Source organism: Vulcanococcus sp. Clear-D1 (assembly GCF_014654725.1).
In the GTDB taxonomy this organism is placed as follows: domain Bacteria; phylum Cyanobacteriota; class Cyanobacteriia; order PCC-6307; family Cyanobiaceae; genus Vulcanococcus.
In genome coordinates, this window is sequence record NZ_JACVZV010000013.1 from 1 (window position 1) to 16,294 (window position 16,294).

General features: G+C 61.6%; 18 protein-coding genes. 7 read left to right on the forward strand and 11 right to left on the reverse strand.

Going from position 1 to position 16,294, the window contains the following annotated elements:
* Positions 1-562: 562 nt before the first annotated feature.
* From H9532_RS03825 to H9532_RS03840, 4 genes are all read right to left on the reverse strand, one after another.
* Positions 563-1,231, reverse strand: a complete 669-nt coding sequence (locus H9532_RS03825) for a hypothetical protein (protein WP_296365928.1) — start codon at positions 1,229-1,231, stop codon at positions 563-565.
* 107 nt (positions 1,232-1,338) lie between these two features.
* Positions 1,339-2,664 carry a hypothetical protein gene (locus H9532_RS03830; protein WP_296365929.1) on the reverse strand — a complete coding sequence of 442 codons (1,326 nt, stop codon included), beginning with the start codon at positions 2,662-2,664 and terminating at the stop codon, positions 1,339-1,341.
* 19 nt (positions 2,665-2,683) lie between these two features.
* Complete coding sequence (locus tag H9532_RS03835) at positions 2,684-4,447, reverse strand: calcium-binding protein (protein WP_296365930.1); 1,764 nt, start codon at positions 4,445-4,447, stop codon at positions 2,684-2,686.
* A 164-nt stretch (positions 4,448-4,611) separates the two neighbouring features.
* On the reverse strand, positions 4,612-5,598 hold the full coding sequence (locus H9532_RS03840; protein ID WP_296365931.1) for a KpsF/GutQ family sugar-phosphate isomerase: 987 nt from the start codon (positions 5,596-5,598) through the stop codon (positions 4,612-4,614).
* Between the two features lie 57 nt (positions 5,599-5,655).
* Between H9532_RS03840 and H9532_RS03845 the strand changes: the two genes are divergently transcribed.
* Entirely contained in the window at positions 5,656-6,864 is a 1,209-nt protein-coding gene (locus tag H9532_RS03845; RefSeq protein ID WP_296365989.1) for a CCA tRNA nucleotidyltransferase, read from the forward strand.
* Here the strand turns inward: H9532_RS03845 and galE are convergent.
* A complete protein-coding gene (gene galE / locus H9532_RS03850) occupies positions 6,846-7,898 on the reverse strand; it encodes a UDP-glucose 4-epimerase GalE (protein WP_296365932.1) in 1,053 nt (350 codons plus the stop codon). The genes H9532_RS03845 and galE overlap by 19 nt on opposite strands.
* A gap of 83 nt (positions 7,899-7,981) precedes the next feature.
* On the opposite strand from galE, the gene hisS reads away from it, so the two are divergent.
* From hisS to H9532_RS03870, 4 genes are read left to right on the forward strand one after another with little or no spacing between them, the layout of a single operon-like run.
* A complete protein-coding gene (hisS, locus tag H9532_RS03855) occupies positions 7,982-9,244 on the forward strand; it encodes a histidine--tRNA ligase (protein WP_296365933.1) in 1,263 nt (420 codons plus the stop codon).
* A 27-nt stretch (positions 9,245-9,271) separates the two neighbouring features.
* Positions 9,272-10,705 (forward strand): nucleotide sugar dehydrogenase, encoded by a 1,434-nt coding sequence (locus tag H9532_RS03860; protein WP_296365934.1) that lies wholly within the window; start codon positions 9,272-9,274, stop codon positions 10,703-10,705.
* Between the two features lie 16 nt (positions 10,706-10,721).
* Positions 10,722-11,669 carry a UDP-glucuronic acid decarboxylase family protein gene (locus tag H9532_RS03865; protein WP_296365935.1) on the forward strand — a complete coding sequence of 316 codons (948 nt, stop codon included), beginning with the start codon at positions 10,722-10,724 and terminating at the stop codon, positions 11,667-11,669.
* A gap of 2 nt (positions 11,670-11,671) precedes the next feature.
* Positions 11,672-12,706 carry an NAD-dependent epimerase gene (locus tag H9532_RS03870; protein ID WP_296365936.1) on the forward strand — a complete coding sequence of 345 codons (1,035 nt, stop codon included), beginning with the start codon at positions 11,672-11,674 and terminating at the stop codon, positions 12,704-12,706.
* A 108-nt stretch (positions 12,707-12,814) separates the two neighbouring features.
* Here H9532_RS03870 and H9532_RS03875 read toward each other — a convergent pair whose 3' ends face one another.
* From H9532_RS03875 to H9532_RS03900, 6 genes are all read right to left on the reverse strand, one after another.
* Entirely contained in the window at positions 12,815-13,015 is a 201-nt protein-coding gene (locus tag H9532_RS03875; protein ID WP_010312227.1) for a photosystem II reaction center protein J, read from the reverse strand.
* Between the two features lie 15 nt (positions 13,016-13,030).
* Positions 13,031-13,150: a photosystem II reaction center protein L gene (locus H9532_RS03880; protein WP_010312224.1), complete on the reverse strand. Its 120-nt coding sequence runs from the start codon at positions 13,148-13,150 to the stop codon at positions 13,031-13,033.
* A gap of 12 nt (positions 13,151-13,162) precedes the next feature.
* Positions 13,163-13,300, reverse strand: a complete 138-nt coding sequence (gene psbF / locus H9532_RS03885) for a cytochrome b559 subunit beta (RefSeq protein WP_214338605.1) — start codon at positions 13,298-13,300, stop codon at positions 13,163-13,165.
* Between the two features lie 3 nt (positions 13,301-13,303).
* Positions 13,304-13,552: a cytochrome b559 subunit alpha gene (gene psbE, locus H9532_RS03890; protein ID WP_296365937.1), complete on the reverse strand. Its 249-nt coding sequence runs from the start codon at positions 13,550-13,552 to the stop codon at positions 13,304-13,306.
* A gap of 84 nt (positions 13,553-13,636) precedes the next feature.
* Positions 13,637-14,632 carry a photosynthesis system II assembly factor Ycf48 gene (locus H9532_RS03895; protein WP_296365938.1) on the reverse strand — a complete coding sequence of 332 codons (996 nt, stop codon included), beginning with the start codon at positions 14,630-14,632 and terminating at the stop codon, positions 13,637-13,639.
* Positions 14,633-14,639: 7 nt separating this feature from the next.
* The gene (locus H9532_RS03900) at positions 14,640-15,047 is read right to left on the reverse strand and encodes a rubredoxin (protein ID WP_296365939.1); all 408 of its coding nucleotides are present in this window, start codon (positions 15,045-15,047) and stop codon (positions 14,640-14,642) included.
* A 112-nt stretch (positions 15,048-15,159) separates the two neighbouring features.
* Between H9532_RS03900 and H9532_RS03905 the strand changes: the two genes are divergently transcribed.
* Positions 15,160-15,522 carry an NAD(P)H-quinone oxidoreductase subunit 3 gene (locus H9532_RS03905; protein ID WP_010312212.1) on the forward strand — a complete coding sequence of 121 codons (363 nt, stop codon included), beginning with the start codon at positions 15,160-15,162 and terminating at the stop codon, positions 15,520-15,522.
* A 33-nt stretch (positions 15,523-15,555) separates the two neighbouring features.
* Positions 15,556-16,293 carry an NADH-quinone oxidoreductase subunit NuoB gene (gene nuoB, locus H9532_RS03910; protein WP_296365990.1) on the forward strand — a complete coding sequence of 246 codons (738 nt, stop codon included), beginning with the start codon at positions 15,556-15,558 and terminating at the stop codon, positions 16,291-16,293.
* Position 16,294 lies beyond the last annotated feature (1 nt).

A 16,294-nucleotide genomic window follows, 5' to 3' on the forward strand; every position in this document is an offset into this window, starting at 1 on the left:
ACGCCGCTGCTGGCAGTCACATGAATCTCGCGGCTGAGATGTGTCGGTCAACCAGCCTCCGCGCTTGAACAGCTGGCGCAGCGACTTTCCTGCACATTTGGGAATGTGCAGAAAGGCCAGTCGCAGGTCGTGCCGAAGAATCATGGCCTTGCTGGTCTTACAGCTGTCAGCACTGGATCAACCAGCCGGGCCTCGGCAGCTGTCATGCTCACCAGAGGTCTAGGCGAAACTCGTTCCAGGCCAATCTCCGGTGCGAAGGGCGGTTGGTTGCAGAAGATTTGGATGATGTGCCCTTGGGTGCTGAACTTGAGAACAGCGTCGCTTCCATCATTCACGGGATTTGGATCGTGCGGCCGAACATGTCGATAACAGCTGAAACGTTCATGCAGGAGCCATTCACCTCGCGATCAGCCACATGCGAAGTTCGTAGGGTAGTCCATCAGTGCTGGCATTGACACATCGATTGAACTGAACGTCGTTGGCTTGCTCAGCGTCCCATGAAATACCACCCGGTGCTCAGTGTTCCTGGGCTCCCCGGGTGGCGGTTGGTCTATTCGGCCGTTCAGGCAAAGAGGCCAGTGGAATCCCAGCTGATCGGGAAGGCGGCCTGAGCGGCCTCACTGGTCAGTACGTCAGAGCGATTCGCACTGAAGCCAGATGTGTCCATTCCTAGCCCCAGTTCCAGGATGGTCTTGTCGTCTGTGTAGAGAGCAGTTGGCTTTAAATACTTTGCAAGTTTGGCGCTATTTTTGCTATTGACCAAATCGGTCAGCTTCTGGATGCTAAGGGGCTTTCCTTTGCCATTGGCGTTAATGATGGGGTCAAAAGCCACCAGTACTTCAACTCCCTTTCCGAATGCTTCGCCGTGAATGCCGACGATTACCCGGTTCACCGTGAAACCCTTGGCCACGGTGGGCGACTTTTTGGGGACTCTGGCATGGCCTTCGGCCCAGAGGCGCCCCTCGAGATTTAGAGATGAAGGTATTTTGAGATCGATCGAAAGACTCTCGGGTTTCACGTCAGATTCGGCGCGGATCCCTGAGGTGTCGCCGAGATCGCCAAGGCCGCTCAAGCCTCCAAGACCCGCGAGGGCCATAGCGGCCTTGCCCGCTAGAGCTTGGATAGCAGGACTGTCGGCACCGTACTCCACTCCGTCGACAAACGTTGCTTTGCCGAAGGTGGGAATTTTCACCTCCCAACCAGTAATCGAATCTGTGCTTGTGGTGGTCACGACTTCATTGGTGTTGTCAATGTCGATGGGTGCAATAGGCATTGTCTGATTTGGGTGAGCTCCGCTATATCCTAGCGCTGTTGCCCCCCTCGATCGAGGGGTAATCATTAAGTTGTGTTTAGGTGAGCTCCGCCGACTATTCCTAGGAGGGTCAGCACCTCTCCTAATGAGCCTCTTTGCGCTGCAGTTTGCTGATAAGCGTTTAAAAATGCATGCAGCGCCCAGGGCTCGTCGCCGCCCACGGTGATGGGGCTACTGTCTGTCCTTGCGGGCGCCTGATCGCTTGTTGCGGAACCTGGCCTGATCTTCAGCTGTTCCCCCCATGATGTGTTCACCGTCATGCTGTTCACGACGCCAGTGATGCTGTCAATTTGTTCGGAGCGTAATTGATCCGGATTGATGATCCCGAAATCAGTCCCTTTCAGGCAAATCCTGAAATTGGCCTCAGCTTCTCCACCTGACCAGAACACCAGCCGGTTCTCTGATGATCGAATCGATGTTCGTGCCAGGGCAAAACAGCGAACCGATTCCAGCGCATGGGTGCCTGCGCTTCCCCGCGCCGGAGACGCTTCACCCAGTTCCAGTAATCGACCTGTTGACAGGAAGATGTCGCCGTCATGTTGATATGACTTGTTGAGATCCATGACGGAATCCATCGAATCCATGATCTCTGATTCTTCCGAGATCAAGGCTCGCCAGTAGATCCAGGCGTCTCGATCCATGGCTTGGTGCGTGAGCCAGAATGTGATCGTGTCCGTTGGTTCCTGGATCACATCGGATCGAAAGGAGAGTGTTTTAATACGATCTCCAAGCAGATTATAGATCTCCTCAACATCGTCACGCATCACCGGCGACATCGGGTGCCAGGTGCGGAGTTGGAGCGTCTGATCACCGGAGGTCATGCTGAACCGGTAGTTTCCATCCCGGCCGAAGGTGAAGCCGAGTTGAACAGGGGTGTTACGGGTGTCGACACCATTCGCCTCAACAAAAGCAGGAATCCAATCGTTGCTGATGGCTTTGAATAGCAATCCCAGTCTGTTGGAGCGTAGGTTCAGAAGGGCTCTTACCTCAAAGTCCACATTCTTGAGGAGAGGTTGCAGCCGGCTTGTGGTCGGCTCCTCTTGATTCAGCCCGATAGGCCAGCGTTGATGGCTGCTCGCTTCGCCGACCAGCAACGACCCGTAGAGCTGATGCCAGCGAGTGGCGGCAGATCCGCCACTTGGTTCCGATAAGGCCTGGATGGCATGCGGCAGTAAATTCACCTCCACAGCCTGTTGTCCCTCCTGCACAAGGGGCAGCAGTCTGCCGATTGGCTCGCCAGCTCCATCAAACAGCAGGGCATCCTGGCTGTGGTTCATGGCCTGGATCGCAAGCTCAAGGCTCTCCGGTTCCAGCCACAAACGCACGCGTGTAATCCTCGACGAGGTCTTCATCGCGCCACTGTTCTCGATTTCACAAGGCGCCAATCTGAATGAGCTCAATCGCGCTGGATAGTGCAGAGGCATTGGCGCTGTCCAGTGGAATGGTCGCAACAAAGAGGGGCTTTTTGCTGCCATCCACGCATCCAGGGGCATCTAGATTGGCATTGAGAATCAGTTGCCCTGAGTCTTGGATGTAAACCAGATTCGATGTTGTTGCCAGAGCTTGCTTGATCAGCTTCTTGGAGCCCTTGCGTCTTTCAATGGTGCTGATTCTGAGTTCTCCTGTGACAGAATTCCTGAGCAGATCTGATGTGGCTTCTATGTGGAGGCTGTCGCCTTCGCTCGAGTTGAAATCCATGATTAGATCGGCATTCTTCTTGCTCTTCTTCACTGTTGAAATGCTGATCAGGAACTGATCTGCTCCCGCTTTGCCGGTGAGTTTGTCTTTCCTGTCGCCGCCATTGATGATGTCGTCTTGGTTGCTGCCGATGAGGGTATCCTTTCCGTTCAGTCCGAGCAGCTCTAGCCCGGCAGGGTGGTCGTTGCTCGATTCGTCCAGGGTGTCGTTGGCTTCGGTCCCTTGAATCACGATCCGTTTTGTCGGGTCACTCGAAGTGCTGACTTGAGTGGCGACTCGGCCCAGCGTTTCGATGCCGCTGTCTGCCGCAAGGGCTTCGAGTGCATCAAGAGGCAGTGATCCTCCTCCGATGAAGCGTTCGAGAGCCTGTTCGACCGCTTCGGCCTGCTCTGGAGTACCGCCGGTCAGCTTGTCAGATATATCTGGTATGAGCTCCAGCAGCGTTGGCCCATCCGTGCTGTCATGGTCTGAGGCCACGCCCTTTAGGCGCTGGAACATGTAGGAATCTAGGAGGCTAATCAAATACTTGGTATAGGACAATTCCACATTCCTGGCATCAATCTGCCCTTCGTTGTCGGGGAAGAGGAGTTCTTCTCCGTCTACGTAAGAGGTCGGCACGCGCATTTGATCGGCTACTGCCAGATCGGTCCCAATGAGGTGTGTGATGAGCCGTCGATCAAATAATCTGCCGATGTAGGTGTCGCCGGTATATTCGCGATTGGTGGTTCCATTGGGGTGCCAAACATCTTCGATCAGCCTCAGTTTATTGGGGATCTCGAGGCTCGTTGTAGTGCCTGTCGAGTAGCCAGTTTCCGTCCACCAGCTGCGGAATACGTCATCGTAATGGCTGCCATTGGCCGGCGGTTCTGCGTCGCTATCTCCGTTCCACATGCCTGTATAAGCCGCGTGCACCGCATCGGCAAATTCAGTGCTCCCCTGTTGGCGGACCTCTTCCAGCATTTGTTGGATTTCATCGCTGGAGATGGTGATCGCCTGCCCACTCACGAGCTCTCCTGTGTAGAGCCCGTATTCGCCCTCTTCCCACATGGGTTCAATCTGGATGTCGGCCGATGTGAGGTCATTCACGGCGCTCATCCATGGTTTCAACACCGCCCAGAGTCCCGGCTCAATCGCTTCGGCAAACCCCTGTAGCATCTCGACGCTGATCGGCTGGCTGAAGACGCCGCTACTGCTCGTTCTTGAGCTTGCGGCCAAGCTGGGCAGGGCGTCCGTGCCGAACCACTGCACAAACTGATAGCCCACCTCGGTGCTCAGATCTCTGGCGGGCATTAGGCCGAGCAACTCGGCATAGCTGAGAGCCCCATCTGCGATCGCAGCTGCAAGAGCCGTTGGCTCTGGTGAGTACTGGGTTGTGTTGTAGAGAAACGTTCCCCACTCCTGCCTGCTGGGGTCAACGGCCCATTCATCCTGGGGCAACAGGATGCTATTCAATAGGGCGATGCTTTGTAGCGCTTGGGTAGCCATTGGCTGGCGATCGATCCTGTCCTCTAGATATAGCTGTTCCTGTATCAAGGAAGGGTAACAATCTATAAAGCCCGCTGGCCTTGGCCCTGCGTTGCTTGTGCGTCGCTCGACGGGGGTTAGGCCAGTCCTGCCTGAACAAGGTCATGCAGCCTCAGGAGGCCCAGCAGCCGCTTCTCGGCGTCCACCACCGGCAGAATCCCGATCTCTTTTCGGTGGTTGCGTTCCATCTGCTTCAGAGCTTCAACGGCCAGGAGATGGCTGGGAACGGTGATCGGGTCCGCTGTCATCAGGTCACCGGCTGTGAGCGACCCCCATGTTTCGGGCGGATGCTGCTGCAGAGCACGGCGCAGATCACCGTCCGTGATTAACCCAGCGATCTTGTCCGGTGTGTTGTCATCGCGAATCCAGCCCGCGCCCACGCCATCGCTGGTGAGCGTGGTGATCACCTCGGTGAGCGCCGTTAGACGCTCAAGGGCTGTCAGCCGGGTTGCTGGCACCATCAGATCCGAAGCGCTGAGAGTGAGCTGTTTACCCAGGGCGCCGGCGGGATGGTTCAGCGCAAAATCCTGCGGCGAAATCCCCCGCCGCTCCATCCACACCGCGGCCAGGGCATCACCGATGGCCATCGCTACAGCCGTGCTCGCTGTGGGTGCCAAGTTGAGTGGGCACACCTCTCGATCCACCGAGCCATCCAGCACCACATCGCTGCCCCGGGCCAGGCTGGAGTGCACGCGGCCAACCAGGGCGATTCGGCGGGTGCCGCGGCGTTTCAGGTGGGGAAGGATGTCGAGGAGTTCCTGCGTTTCACCACTGTTGGAGAGCAGCAGAGTGACGTCGTCGTTGGCTACCACACCCAGGTCCCCGTGCAGGGCATCGAGGGGGTTGAGGTAGATCGCCATCACGCCGATCGAAGAAAACGTGGCCGCGATTTTGCGGGCCACGATGCCGCTCTTGCCCACACCGCTGATCACTAGTTTTGAGCGTCGGTCTGCGCATTGATCGAGCAACACCAGTGCTGCCTCCACCTCCTCGTTGGACAGTCGCCCAGCCGCCGCTGCAATCGCCGCCGCTTCTTCCTGCAGGCATCGTGTCAGCGCTGACAATCGTTCGATCCGGGATGATCAGGCCATTCTCCATCACCCCTGCGCTGCGTCTTGGATGTGCCGGGCTATCCCGCTGCCCTTTGGGCAGCCCTCGCTGAGGCGGCTGATCGTGATCGGTTAGCCCTAGTAGGCGGAGCGGTGCGTGATCTTCTCCTGCACCGCGAACACCGCGATCCATGGCGAGGTCTGCTCGATCTTGATCTTGTAGTGGAAGGTTCAGCCGAGCGTCTCGTGGAACGCCTTCGCCACGTGCCCGGCGTGGGATGGCGAGGCCAGAGGGTTCATGGCGCCTACGGCACCGTGGAGTTGGAGCTTGAGGTGGCCGGGATGGTGGTTCTTCTGGATGTGGCCACAGCCCGATCGGAGCATTACCCGGTGCCTGCCGGGAAGCCTGAGGTGAAGGGTGCCAGCCTCGAGGCGGATCTGGCCCGGCGCGATTTTTCGATCAATGCGATCGCGATGCTCTTTGGATCTCCTCACGGGGCTTCGCTGCTGTTGGATCCCCATGGTGGTCAGCGCGATCTTCAACGGCGTGAACTGCGTTTTCTGCATGCGTCTAGCTTTCGCGATGACCCGTCGCGGCTAGTGAGGGCTGCACGGTATGGGGCCCGGCTTGGCTTCACCATGGCTCCCGACTCTCTACAGCAGGTGGTGCGCACTTTGGCGGAGGATCCCTGGCCGCGGGATCGGGCGCTGCCGGGGTTGTCGAGTCGACTGCGCATGGAGTTGGAGCTGTTGCTGGAACGTGAACCCTGGCCTCAGGCTTTGCAACTGTTGCAGAGCTGGGGAGGCTTTCTCCTGCTCGATGGCACCCTGCAGGCCGACACTCACTGGCGTCGTCGTCTGCGTTGGGCCGAGCGGTTCAGTCAGCCGCTCTTGGCAGCTCTTGTGGCGGGCTGCCGTGATCCGATTGAGGTGGCTGTTCGCCTGCAGCTTCCTGAGCGCAATCGCCAGGCACTCCGCGCGTTTGTTGCGTTGCGCCAGCGCCTCGTCAGCTCGGCCTCTTGGCCGCAGGCGCCGTCACAGTGGACTGCACTCCTTGAAGGGCCAGGCGTTACGGCTGAGGCTGTGGCCATGTGCCTGGCAACCGGCAGTGGACCCAGACGTCCTCTTTTGCGTTGGTGGTTGCGTTGGCGCCACCAGCGTCCCCCCATCACTGCAGCCGAGCTGATGCGGGCTGAGGCTCTGGCTCCTGGGCCTGCTGTGGGCGCTCGCTTGCGGACGCTGCGAGCGCAATGGCTCGACGCTCAGGAGAGCTTGGGATAACCCTGGGGGTTGTTGGATTGCCAGCACCAGCCATCACGGCAGATGCTGGCGAGATCCCGTTGTGTCCTCCATCCCAGGGTTTTGGCGGCTGCAGTCGCATCCGCCACCGTGGTTGCTGCATCGCCGGGCCGACGCGCCACCACCTCATAAGGAATGGTGCGCCCACAGGCTTGTGCGAAGGCTGCGATCACCTCCAGCACCGAGTGACCCTGGCCGCTGCCGAGATTGAGTTGCAGCAGCTGATCGCCGCCGCTCAGTAAGGCCTTCAGGGCGGCTAGGTGGCCTTCCGCCAGATCCATCACATGGATGTAATCCCGAACCCCGCTGCCATCGCGGGTGGGCCAGTCGCCACCGAACACCTGCACCTGCTCACGCCGGCCCACGGCCACCTGGCTGATGAAGGGGAAGAGGTTGTTGGGAACGCCGTTGGGGTCTTCGCCGATGCGGCCACTGGGATGGGCACCCACCGGGTTGAAGTAACGCAGGGAGGCAATGCGCCAACCCGGCTCGCTGGCGGCGACATCACGGAGCATCTGCTCTACCGCTGCTTTGGTGTAGCCGTAGGGATTGATCGGTTGGATCGGTGCGCTTTCAGGGATGGGCACCGTCTCGGGGTAGCCGTAAAGGGTGGCGCTGCTGCTGAACACCAGCGTGCGGCAGCCGTGGGCGGCCATGGCCGCCAGCAGGTGTTGGCTGCCACTCACATTCACATCCCAGTAGCGAAGCGGCTGCGCCACCGATTCCCCCACGGCTTTGAGGCCAGCGAAGTGAATCACCGCGTCTAGTTCGGCTTCTGTGGAGGCACCCTCGGCAAAGGCCCGTTCCAGATCGGCGCTGCGGCGAATGTCACCCTCGATCACCTGCAGGCGCCCCTCGGCGCCAGGCCCCGCCAGCTCCACCACGCGCCGCAATGCTTCCGGGGAGCTGTTGGCGTAGTTGTCGAGGACCACCAACTCATGGCCCGCCTCCAGCAGCACCAGGCAGGTGTGACTGCCGATGAAGCCTGCGCCGCCGGTAATCAGTAGACGCGCCAAACCTGTTCGCCGGCCCTCGAAGGATTTGATGTTAAGGGCAGCTGCCCGCGATCCCGCAAGATGGCTGCAGCGCTAGAGCGGGTGTGGACAAACTGCAGAGCCTGCGGGGGATGGTGGATCTACTCCCCCAGTCCACCCCGCTCTGGCAGCGGATTGAAGCCACGGCCCGCGCTCACTTCGCGCGCGCGGCGATTGAGGAGATCCGCACACCTGTGCTGGAGGCCACTGAGCTGTTCGCACGCGGCATCGGTGAAGCCACCGATGTGGTGGGTAAGGAGATGTACACCTTTGTCGATCGCGGCGAGCGCAGCTGCACCTTGCGGCCGGAGGGCACCGCTTCGGTGGTGCGCGCTGCGATTCAGCACGGCCTGCTGAGCCAGGGGCCGCAGCGCCTTTGGTATGGCGGGCCGATGTTCCGCTACGAGCGGCCTCAGGCCGGCCGGCAGCGGCAGTTTCACCAGATCGGCCTCGAGATGCTGGGCTTTGCTGATCCCCGCAGCGATGTGGAAGCCATCGCCGTGGCCTGGGATCTCCTGGCGGACCTAGGGGTGCAGGGGTTGGCCCTGGAGCTCAACTCCTTGGGCAGCAGCGACGATCGAGCCCGCTACCGCGAGCAGCTGGTGGCTTGGTTGAGCGAGCGCGCCGATCAATTGGACCCGGATTCTCAGGATCGTCTGCAGCGCAATCCCCTGCGCATCTTGGATTCGAAGAACCCCGATACCCAGGCGCTTTTAGCTGATGCGCCCACCCTGGCCGAGGCGTTGAGCCCGGAGAGCCGCGATCGCTTTGCCCGCGTGACCCATGGCCTCACGCTGCTGGGCATCCCCTTCCAGCTCAATCCACGCCTGGTGCGCGGGCTGGATTACTACAGCCACACCGCGTTTGAAATCACCTCCACGCAGTTGGGAGCCCAGGCCACCGTGTGTGGCGGTGGTCGCTACGACGGGTTGGTGGAGCAGCTGGGTGGTCCCCCCACCGCGGCCATCGGCTGGGCTCTGGGGATGGAGCGCTTGGCGATCCTGCTGGCACAGGCTGGTGCCGCCACCGCTGCGGCTCCTGAGGTGTACGTGGTGAGCCGCGGGGAGCAGGCTGAACCCCTGGCCTTGCAGCTGGCCCGGCAGCTGCGCCAAGCCGGCCATGCGGTGGATCTCGATCTCACGGGGGCTGCCTTCGGTAAGCAGTTCAAGCGGGCGGATCGCACCGGTGCCCGCTGGGCCGTGGTGATCGGCGACAGCGAAGCCGAGGCCGGTGTTGTGTTGTTGAAGGATTTGCGCGGGGCCAGTGGTGAGGCTTCCCAGCCTGAACAACGGCTCAGCCCCGAGGAGTTGTTGCAGCGCTTCGCTTAGTTTGCCCCCACCGTTTTGACTGATCGCGTGACCGGCACTGTTCCCGCCATTCGCACGATCTGTTGTATCGGTGCTGGCTATGTGGGCGGGCCCACCATGGCCGTGATTGCCGACCGCTGCCCCGGCATTCAGGTGACGGTGGTGGATCTCAACGCCGAGCGCATTGCCGCCTGGAATGACGCCGACCTCAGCCGGTTGCCGGTGTATGAACCCGGTCTCGACGCGGTGGTGGGGCGTTGCCGGGGCCGCAACCTCTTCTTCAGCACCGGGGTGGAGGCTGCTATCGCCGCCGCCGACATGGTGTTCCTGTCGGTGAACACCCCCACCAAAACGAAAGGTCTTGGTGCTGGCCAAGCCAGTGATCTGCGCTGGGTGGAGGCCTCGGCTCGTTCGGTGGCGGCCCACGCCCAGGGGCACACGATTGTGGTGGAGAAGAGCACGTTGCCGGTGCGCACCGCCGCCACCGTGCAGGCCATCCTCCAGGCGGCGCAGGGCGAGGCCGAGGCGGTGCCGGAACACAAAACCTTTTCGGTGCTGTCCAATCCCGAGTTTTTGGCGGAAGGCACCGCCGTGGCTGATCTCGAGCAGCCCGATCGCGTGTTGATCGGCGGCGATGACCCACAGGCGATCGAGGCTTTGGCCTCGGTGTATGCCCATTGGGTGCCCAAGGAGCGAATCCTGCGCACCAATCTGTGGAGTAGCGAGCTCTCCAAGCTCACCGCCAATGCCTTTTTGGCGCAGCGGATCAGCTCGATCAACAGCATCGCTGCCTTCTGTGAATCCACGGGCGCGGATGTGGGTGAAGTGGCCCGGGCGATTGGCGCCGACTCACGCATTGGGCCCAAGTTTTTACAAGCCGGACCAGGGTTTGGCGGCAGTTGTTTTCAGAAAGACATTCTCAATTTGGTGTATCTCTGCGGTCATTACGGCCTGCATGAGGTGGCGGCCTATTGGCAGAGCGTGGTCGATCTCAACACCTGGCAGCAGCACCGCATTGCGCGCTTGGTGGTGAACAACCTGTTCGGCACCGTGACGGGTAAGCGCCTGGCGGTGCTTGGCTTTGCCTTCAAGGCCGATACCAACGACACCCGCGAGGCGCCCGCGATCCGGATCTGCCGCGATCTGCTGGAAGAGGGTGCCGATCTGGCGATCTACGACCCGAAGGTTGCCCCTGAGCAAATCGCCCGGGATCTGGGTCTGGCACCGAGTGCGGCCAGCTCCGGTCTCTCGGGAGAAGGCCGTTGGCAGTTGGCGGGATCGGTGGAGGACGCCGTGGGCGGCGCTGATGCAGCGCTGATTCTCACGGAGTGGCAGGCCTTCCGCCAGCTGCCCTGGGCGCAGTTGGCCTCGCAGATGCGTCAGCCGGCATGGGTGTTTGACGCGCGCGCTGTGGTGGATCCGGAGCAGGTGCGTGCAGCCGGTTTACGCCTCTGGCGCGTGGGCGACGGCAAGATCGGTTGATCGGAGACCCTCCTTCATGCCCGCCTCGCTGACCCGCAATCTGGTGACCGGTGGTGCCGGCTTTGTGGGCTCCCACCTCGTGGACCGGCTGATGGAAGCCGGCGAGGAGGTGATTTGCCTCGATAACTACTTCACCGGGCGCAAGGTCAACGTGGCCCGTTGGATGGGGCATCCCCGCTTCGAGTTGATCCGCCACGACGTGACCGACCCGATCCTGCTGGAGGTGGATCGGATCTGGCATTTGGCCTGCCCCGCTTCGCCGGTGCACTATCAGCACAATCCGATCAAAACGGCGAAAACCAGTTTTCTCGGCACCTACAACATGCTCGGCCTGGCTCGCCGCGTCGGTGCTCGCCTGTTGCTGGCTTCCACCAGTGAGGTGTACGGCGATCCTGAGGTGCATCCCCAGCCGGAGAGCTACCGGGGCAATGTGAACACGCATGGCCTTCGTGCTTGTTACGACGAGGGCAAGCGTGTGGCCGAAACGCTTTGCTTCGATTACCAGCGCATGCATGGCACGCAGATCCGGATCGCCCGCATCTTCAACACCTATGGGCCGCGCATGTTGCCGGATGACGGCCGTGTGGTGAGCAATTTCATTGTGCAGGCGCTGCGTGCTCAGCCCCTCACGCTCTACGGTGATGGCTCGCAAACGCGGTCGTTCTGCTACGTGGACGATCTGGTGGAAGGGTTAATCCGCCTGATGAATGGTGTGCACGCCGGTCCGATCAACCTCGGTAATCCAAGTGAATTTACGATTCGCCAGCTTGCTGAATTGGTGCGTGACTGCATCAATCCTGGCCTGCAATTGGTTTCTGAGCCGATGCCTGAGGACGACCCCTCGCAGCGTCAGCCTCTGATAGAGCTCGCGAAGAATCAATTGGGGTGGCACCCCACGATCCCCTTGCAGCAGGGTCTGGAGCCCACCATCGCCTACTTCCGCGACCGATTGGCTGAAGCCTGAGCATGCAGCGTCCCATTCTGATTACCGGCGTTGCCGGCTTCATCGGTGCAGCGGTTGCTGAGACGTTGCTTCAGCGCGGCGAGGCGGTGTTGGGGATCGACAACCTCAACAGCTACTACACCCCTGCTTTGAAGCAGGCCCGGTTGGAGCGTCTGCAGCAGAGGCCTGAAGCTGCGCAGGGCTTCCAGTTCCTGCCCATCGACGTCGACGACACGGCCGCGATGGCGGCGTTGTTCGCCTCCCATCGCCCACGGGCGGTGGTGCATCTGGCGGCGCAGGCGGGGGTTCGCTACTCGCTGGAGAACCCTTCTGCCTACATCCAGAGCAACCTGGTGGGTTTCGGCCACATCCTCGAGGGGTGCCGGCATCACGGCGTGGAGCATCTGGTGTATGCCTCCAGTAGTTCGGTGTATGGCGGCAATCGAGCGATGCCGTTTTCCGAGCAGCACGCGGTGAATCATCCGGTGAGCCTTTATGCGGCCACCAAGAAGGCGAATGAATTGATGGCGCACACCTACAGCCATCTCTATGGCTTGCCCGCCACAGGTCTGCGCTTTTTCACGGTGTATGGCCCCTGGGGCCGGCCCGATATGGCACCGATGTTGTTTGCGCGCGCCATCCTGGCTGGTGAGCCGATCCGGGTGTTTAACCATGGCCGGATGCAGCGCGACTTCACCTACATCGATGACATCGCAGAAGGCGTGATCCGCTGCCTCGACAAGCCAGCCACGGCTGATCCCCTCTTCGATCCACTGCAGCCCAATCCCGCCACAGCCGCTGTGCCGCATCGGGTGTTCAACATCGGCAATGCCCAGCCCACGGAGCTGTTGCGTTTCATCGAGGTGCTCGAGCAGGCCCTCGGTCGCCGGGCGATTCAGGATCTGCAGCCGATGCAGCCGGGCGATGTGGTGGCCACGGCTGCCGATACCTCGGCGCTGGAGGCCTGGGTGGGTTTCCGTCCGTCCACCTCGATCGAGCAGGGCGTTGATGCGTTTGCCCGCTGGTATCGGGAAATGGATCAGGCGCTGGTGGTCTGAGCTCGCCAGACGCGGGCAAGCCCAACGCGCTCGAGCAAAAAAAAGGAGCCTCGCGGCCCCTGAATCGGTTGAAGCTGATCGCGCTGTTGGACGCGAGCGAGGTACCGATCAGGCGGAACCCACACCGGTGTAAGAGCCGTAGAAGAACAGGCCCACCACGAAGATCACAGCCATACCGCCAGCAGTGGCCACGAGCCACAGGGGCAGGGTGCCTTCGGTCCAGCGGGAGCGCCAGGCAACAGCCGGGCGGCCATCAGGCAGGCGATCGGGAATTCTGCCGTCAGGCAGACCGGATTTCTTGCCGCTCATCTCAGATCCTCCTGATCAGTTGAAGAAGTAGCTGGAGAACAGGATCCCGCAGGTGAACACGAACAGCAGGCCTAGATACAGGCTGGTGCGGTTCAGTTCAACCGGCAGGTTGTTCGGGTTGGGATTGCGTTGCATGACGTGCGGTCCTCAGCGACGGATGAACTGCATGGCAGCCAGGGCACCCAGGAAGAACACCGTGGGGATGCCGAGGGCGTGCACCGCGAGCCACCGGACCGTGAAGATCGGATAGTTGCGCGGGGTGGTGCTGGCAGGAACTTGGGTCATGGCTTATTTCAGGCGCTGGTCGAGGGAGGCCTTGGCGTCGTAGCGCTGGCTCACCACGGGAGCCTTCACGTCCTGCGTCTGGAAGTAAGCATCCGGACGGGGCGTGCCGAAGGCGTCGTAGGCCAGACCGGTGGACACGAACAGGAAGCCCGCCAGGAAAATCGCCGGCAGGGTCACGGCATGGATCACCCAGTAACGGATGCTCGTGATGATTTCGAAAAACGGGCGTTCACCCGTTGAGCCGGCGGCCATGAGCAGCGAGCATTCAGCTGGGTGATCCTAGGCCTGAGGAGGCGGCTGCCGGGATCGCGCTGCCGCCTTGGTTACAGAGCGTTGTTAGCCCACCCAGCGCAGCAGCGAGCCGCGTTCGCCCATCACGAAGCCCTTGCCGTCGTCGAAGAAAGCGATGCGGGTGAAGTTGGTGGGTTGTTGGCTGCCCACTGGGTCTTTCTGCCAGGTTTTGCCGCCGTCGTTGCTCACCAGCAGGGTGCCGCTGCCACCGCCCGTCCAGATCGCACCACTGGGATCCCAGGCCATATCGAGATAGCCGTAGCCGTTCACGATCGGCACCACCGGCTTGCTCCATTCATCCGGGCTGTCGGCATCCGGGCTGAAGCGCATCTGGGCGCCGCGGGCCAGCATCCACAGCGCGCCATCGGGCTGGAAGCCCATCGATTGCAGGCGTTGGCTGCTGACGCGCTGGTGGGGTGTCCACACCGTGTCACCGGGGTTCCAGGTGGCGAAGAAGTTGCCCAGGCCGCTCACGCTCACATAACGACCATCGGTGCTGCGGCGCAGATCGCGCACGGCGCCGGCGGCATCTTCCACCTCGGCCTGCCAGGTGTTGCCTCCATCGTTGGTGCGATAAACGGCGCCCACGTTGGTGGCCAGCTCGGCGCGGCTGCGCCCCTGGGCGGTGACCAGATAGGGCTCGCCAGGGAGCTTGGTGTCGAGGAAGAGGCGGCTCCAGTTCTGGCCGCCATCGGTGCTGTGCAACAGCAGGCCGGGTTGGCCCACGATCCAGCCTTCATCCCCGGAGAAATCCACGCTGATCAGGCGGAAGTTTTCCTCCTCCGGTAGCTCGAGGGCGCGCTCCTGCCAGGAAGCTCCCCCGTCGTTGGTTTCCAGGATCAGGCGATTGCTGCCCACCAGGAAGCCATGGCGGCTGTCGGTGAACGCCAGATCCAGTGGATTGGATTTGGTGTGGATGTCCACGGGCTGCCAGGGGCTGGCGCCGGCACTGGCGAGCCCGGAGCTCACGCAGCCGCTCAGGCCGAGGGAGAGCACCAGGGCGAGCGCCAGGGCGCTGAGGGAGGAGAGAAAACGCGACATGCCGTGCTCAGCGCAGGGAATACAGAGAAAGGAAGAAGGCGATGGCCAGCGCGAAGCCACCGAAGATCAGCACATTCTTCTGGCCTGGGGTGAGCTGGTTCACCCCGAGGCCGTAGCCGAGGTTTTCCTCGAACCCGCTCGGTTTGTTGCGGGGGCCAATGTCTTTGAACGCCTTGGTCTGGCTGCGGCAAACCGGGCAGCGGAAACTGAGCGGATCAAGGGCGCTGAAGGGCGTACCGGGTTCGATCGCCAGTTTTTTGATCCCTTCAGCCGGGTCGAACACGAAGCCGCAGCTGCGGCATTCGAAACGGTGCGTGTCCGGATTATCGACCGGTGCTTCCGGCGCGGCCACGGCATTTGCGTCCTGCGGGACTTCGCTGGCGGGGGCCTGCTCCTGAACTGGGTCCTCGCTCACGGCATGGCGGTGATGGTGGTGGGAACTCTAGGAACTGGCTTCAGCCCGGCGATCTGACCCAGGCCCGAGCCATGGATGCCAAACTGACCCGACGGTTGGGCAGATGGCGCCCGTGTTCGTTCTCTCCGGCTACGACGCCTTTCTGGGCTTCCTGCTGATCGCAGCAGCGGTGCCCGTGTTGGCGCTCGTCACCAACAAGATCGTGTCGCCCAAGTCGCGCACGGGTGAACGGGATCTCACCTACGAATCGGGCATGGAGCCCATCGGCGGTGCCTGGATTCAGTTCAACATCCGCTACTACATGTTTGCGCTGGTCTTCGTGATCTTCGACGTGGAGACCGTGTTCCTCTATCCGTGGGCCGTGGCCTTCCATCGCCTCGGCCTGCTGGCCTTCATTGAGGCTCTGGTGTTCATCGCCATCCTGGTGGTGGCCCTGGCCTATGCCTGGCGCAAGGGCGCCCTCGAGTGGAGCTGATCTGAGATGACCCCCTCCTCTGCAACCTCCGGCATGGCCGAGGCCCTCTCCATCAATGCCCTGCGTGATCAGCGCGGTGCCAGCTGCAACCCGGTGGGAGCTCCGGCGGTCACCTCGGATCTCTCCGAGAACGTGATTCTCACCACGCTCGACGACCTGCACAACTGGGCCCGCCTCAGCAGCCTCTGGCCGCTCCTCTATGGCACTGCCTGCTGCTTCATCGAGTTTGCGGCGCTGATCGGCTCCCGCTTCGACTTCGACCGTTTCGGTCTGGTGCCCCGCTCCAGCCCGCGCCAGGCCGACCTGTTGATCGTGGCCGGCACGGTGACGATGAAAATGGCGCCGGCTCTGGTGCGCCTCTACGAGCAGATGCCTGAGCCCAAGTACGTGATCGCTATGGGCGCCTGCACGATCACCGGCGGCATGTTCTCAGCCGACTCCACCACTGCTGTGCGCGGTGTGGACAAGTTGATCCCGGTGGATCTTTATCTCCCGGGTTGCCCCCCGCGGCCTGAAGCGATCTTTGATGCGGTGATCAAGCTGCGCAAGAAGGTGGGCAATGAAGCGCTTTCGGAGCGCGGCAACCTCCTTCCCACCCATCGCTACTGCACGGTGGCCCATCAGATGAAGGCCGTCGAGCCGATCGTGGACGGCCGCTACCTCCGTGCTGAAACCCAGAAGGCCGCCTTGGCCGCCGCCGAGGGTCTGCCCGTGTCTGCTGCCGAGGGTCTGCCTGTGGCCGCCGCCAACCCCGCCATCAATCCCGCCTGAG